The sequence below is a fragment of the Vibrio sp. CUB2 genome (genome assembly GCF_001557945.1).
GTDB classification, from domain to species: Bacteria; Pseudomonadota; Gammaproteobacteria; order Enterobacterales; family Vibrionaceae; genus Vibrio; species Vibrio owensii.
This window is the reverse complement of sequence record NZ_LNRB01000045.1, coordinates 1-3918: the sequence shown is the minus strand read 5'-3', so window position 1 is coordinate 3918 and position 3918 is coordinate 1. Positions and strand designations below refer to the sequence as shown.

The following is a 3918-nucleotide window of genomic DNA, read 5'->3' as shown; positions in this document are numbered from 1 at the left end:
AGGGTTGTTCGAGACTAGAACGTTGATAGGCAGGGTGTGTAAGCGTTGTGAGGCGTTGAGCTAACCTGTACTAATTGCCCGTGAGGCTTAACCATACAACACCCAAGGGGTTTTGATGGACTCAATGTAAGAACATTGAATGTGTAAATAGAACTTAAAATCAGTTTTCCGAATTAAAGAATTTGCTTGGCGACCATAGCGATTTGGACCCACCTGATTTCCATTCCGAACTCAGAAGTGAAACGAATTAGCGCCGATGGTAGTGTGGGGCTTCCCCATGTGAGAGTAGGACATCGCCAGGCTTTAAATTTAGACTTAAATGTCTAACCAGTGCGGAGCGGTAGTTCAGTTGGTTAGAATACCGGCCTGTCACGCCGGGGGTCGCGGGTTCGAGTCCCGTCCGCTCCGCCACTTATTCAGACAAAGCCCTAGCAGAAATGCTAGGGCTTTTTCGTTTGCGCTATTATTTTGGTCTACGACCAACGAGTCCCGCTCGTGTGTAAGTCCAGCCGCTCTACTATTTATTTAGAAACCCAGTCTTCTGACAGGGTTTTGTCGTTTAAAAGCAAAGAGATTTTTCCTCTTCAGGGAATGAGAGCCAGTTGTCTGCAAGCCCGGACGAGTAGGCATCCTCACCATTCTGCTACTTATATAGACCCCCAGCCTTTGGTACTAGACTTTGTCGTTTCTAATATCGTCAGATCTCTGCGTTTGTTGCGGAGTTTGCTCTGTCAGATAAAGACCTTATTTCTCTTTTCTCGGTATCCATTTTCCAAATTTTAAAAATAATTAAAGGTAAGCACTTACTTAATCTGCTCGCATTGCTAATGGTGTCTTTATTATATGAGTAGTGACGTTAGCTCCCCTCAAGTGCGGTTCTATATTTTGCCTTCGAGGTTTACTGTAAAGAAAATGCCCGTTATTTGTGTAACGGGCTTTTTATTTCATTTGAATGAGGCATATCTACAGGGATATATACTTACTTTCTGCGACTTCCCATAGAGCTTTCACTAATGGGTTTTCTAGCTGGCTCTTGATGCAACAGACTCCCAGCTCAAATGGTTTTATAGGTAGAACTTTAAGCCTATTTATCTTCTCTCTGACAGGGCTGTTGTTGATTACCACATCTGGTGCGATACCGATGCCACAACCTAAAGCCACCATACTGACAATGGCTTCGTGACCTGCCACTTGTGCGTAGATGTTTGGTTTGATCTTCATTTGCTTAAACCAAACATTCGCTCTTTCTCTTGCTGTGCCTGCTTCTGGGAGAATAAAAGGGATCGTTGACCAATCTGGGGGTTCTTTCTGTAGCTCTTCGGCAAAACTGCTGACTCCAACTGGGGCAATAACCGATAGAGGTATCTCGCTGATTGGTTCAAAAGCAACTTTAGCGGGTAGTTGGTCCGGCTTTGCAGAGATCGCGATATCAGCTTCATCCGCCAGAATCTTATCGATGGCTTGGGCTGGATCGCCGGTAGAGAGTTTGAATTCAATAAATGGATGCTGAATGCGGAATTCAGAAATAAGTTCTGGGAGGTGGCTGTAACTTGCCGTTACCGAGCAAAATAAACGTATCTCCCCTTTTAACTCGTCTTCCGTTCCTTTGACGTAGCTTTGGTATTGCTGCCATTCACCCAAGATCTTTAGTGCAACAGGCAACAGCTTCTTTCCTTGAACCGTTAATTCGACACTTCGGTTATCACGCAAGAACAGCTGTTGGTGTGTTTCTTCTTCCAATTTCTGGATCTGCCGACTCAGTGCGGAAGGGCTGATATGCATTGCTGCCGCTGTCTTAGCGAAGCTTTTACTATCACATAGGTGAATGAATAGTTGCAGGCTTTTGATGTTCATTAAATCTTCACTTCCATGTTGCATTAATTGCAATAAGTAATTGTGAATATATCACTTTCAGCAACAGAATGTCTGTTTTAGTATGAACTCATTCGGTAACACAAATACCGACCTCTATGGAAGAATGTTAAGGAGCACCCAGATGGCTAACTATTTCAATACCCTAAACTTGCGTGAGCAATTGGACCAACTTGGTCGTTGTCGCTTTATGGACCGCGAAGAATTCGCATCAGAAGCAGATTACCTAAAAGGTAAGAAAGTGGTCATCGTAGGTTGTGGTGCTCAAGGTCTTAACCAAGGCCTAAACATGCGTGACTCTGGTCTAGACGTTGCTTACGCTCTACGCCAAGCTGCGATCGACGAGCAACGTCAATCTTTCAAAAACGCAAAAGATAATGGCTTTGAAGTAGGCAGCTACGAAACGCTAATCCCAGAAGCTGACCTAGTAATCAACCTAACACCAGACAAGCAACACACGAACGTTGTTGAAACGGTAATGCCGTTGATGAAAGAAGGCGCAGCACTTGGCTACTCACACGGTTTCAACGTTGTTGAAGAAGGCATGCAGATCCGTAAAGACCTAACGGTTGTGATGGTTGCACCTAAGTGTCCAGGTACAGAAGTACGCGAAGAGTACAAACGTGGTTTCGGTGTACCAACACTAATCGCGGTTCACCCAGAGAATGATCCAAAAGGTGAAGGTTGGGATATCGCGAAAGCTTGGGCTGCAGGTACAGGTGGCCACCGCGCAGGTTGTCTAGAGTCTTCATTCGTAGCAGAAGTTAAATCTGACCTAATGGGTGAGCAAACTATCCTATGTGGCATGCTACAAGCTGGTTCTATCGTTTCTTACGAGAAGATGGTAGCTGACGGCATCGACCCAAGCTACGCAGGTAAACTTCTACAATATGGTTGGGAAACCATCACTGAAGCGCTTAAGTTTGGTGGTATTACCCACATGATGGATCGTCTATCAAACCCAGCAAAAGTAAAAGCATTTGAGCTTTCTGAAGAGCTAAAAGAGCTAATGCGTCCGCTATACAACAAGCACATGGATGACATCATCACAGGTGAATTCTCAAGCACTATGATGGCTGACTGGGCAAACGACGATGCAAACCTACTAGGCTGGCGTGAAGAAACGGGCGAAACTGCTTTCGAAAACTACCCAGCAGGCGATATCGAAATCTCTGAGCAAGAGTACTTCGACAACGGCATTCTATTGGTAGCTATGGTTCGTGCCGGTGTTGAGCTAGCGTTCGAAGCAATGACAGCATCAGGCATCATCGATGAATCTGCATACTACGAGTCACTACACGAGCTACCGCTAATCGCAAACACAGTTGCACGTAAGCGCCTATACGAAATGAACGTGGTAATTTCAGATACAGCAGAGTACGGTAACTACCTATTCGCTAACGTAGCAACACCGCTACTACGTGAGAAGTTCATGCCATCAGTAAGCATCGACGTAATCGGTAAAGGCCTAGGCGAGTCGTCTAACCAAGTCGACAACGCTACGCTAATTGCAGTAAACGAAGCGATTCGTAACCACCCAGTAGAGTACATCGGTGAAGAGCTACGTGGTTACATGACTGATATGAAGAACATCGCAGTAGGCGGCTAATTTCTATCTAAGTTAGTAAAGAACTCCAGATAGACTGGGGTCAATAAATACAACATAAAACACAACATCTAATTAAAAGGCTTGGTCGCCGTTGACCAAGCCTTTTTGTTTTTATGAAGATGGACTTTTTCCTTCGAACCGTGGGAGTGCTTCGCTGTTAAAATCGGAAGTGTTCGTTGGGATAGAATTGAAAGAAGTTGAGGTGCAGTAAGTGCTGACGGAGTTTGTTCTTAAGAAGACAAAATTGAGGCGAATCCCGAATCCCGAAAAACAAAAAGGGTTGACGTGTATACGCCAACCCTTAAGAATTTTCTCGCTTCTCGCTTCTCGCTTCTCGCTTCTCGCTTCTCGCTTCTCGCTTCTCGCTTCTCGCTTCTCGCTTCTCGCTTCTCGCTTCTCGCTTCTCGCTTCTCGCTTCTCGCTTCTCGCTTCTCGCT

The 3918-nt window shown here is 45.2% G+C and carries 3 protein-coding genes, 1 tRNA gene and 2 rRNA genes; 5 read left to right on the top strand and 1 reads right to left on the bottom strand.

Annotated elements, in window-relative coordinates; translation table 11 throughout:
• From ATB78_RS27580 to ATB78_RS27570, 3 genes are all read left to right on the top strand, one after another.
• Positions 1-95 (top strand): 23S ribosomal RNA (locus tag ATB78_RS27580); the annotation flags it as partial.
• Between the two features lie 90 nt (positions 96-185).
• A 5S ribosomal RNA gene (gene rrf, locus ATB78_RS27575) occupies positions 186-302 on the top strand.
• 32 nt (positions 303-334) lie between these two features.
• A tRNA-Asp gene (locus ATB78_RS27570) sits at positions 335-411 on the top strand.
• Between the two features lie 552 nt (positions 412-963).
• On the opposite strand, the gene ilvY is transcribed toward ATB78_RS27570, so the two are convergent.
• Positions 964-1854 carry an HTH-type transcriptional activator IlvY gene (ilvY, locus tag ATB78_RS27565; RefSeq protein ID WP_061011136.1) on the bottom strand — a complete coding sequence of 297 codons (891 nt, stop codon included), beginning with the start codon at positions 1852-1854 and terminating at the stop codon, positions 964-966.
• Positions 1855-1996: 142 nt separating this feature from the next.
• Here ilvY and ilvC point away from each other — a divergent pair, with 142 nt between their 5' ends.
• On the top strand, positions 1997-3481 hold the full coding sequence (gene ilvC, locus ATB78_RS27560) for a ketol-acid reductoisomerase (protein WP_061011135.1): 1485 nt from the start codon (positions 1997-1999) through the stop codon (positions 3479-3481).
• 211 nt (positions 3482-3692) lie between these two features.
• Positions 3693-3918 (top strand): hypothetical protein (locus tag ATB78_RS30000; protein WP_208990582.1); only part of this gene is annotated, 226 nt, incomplete at its 3' end.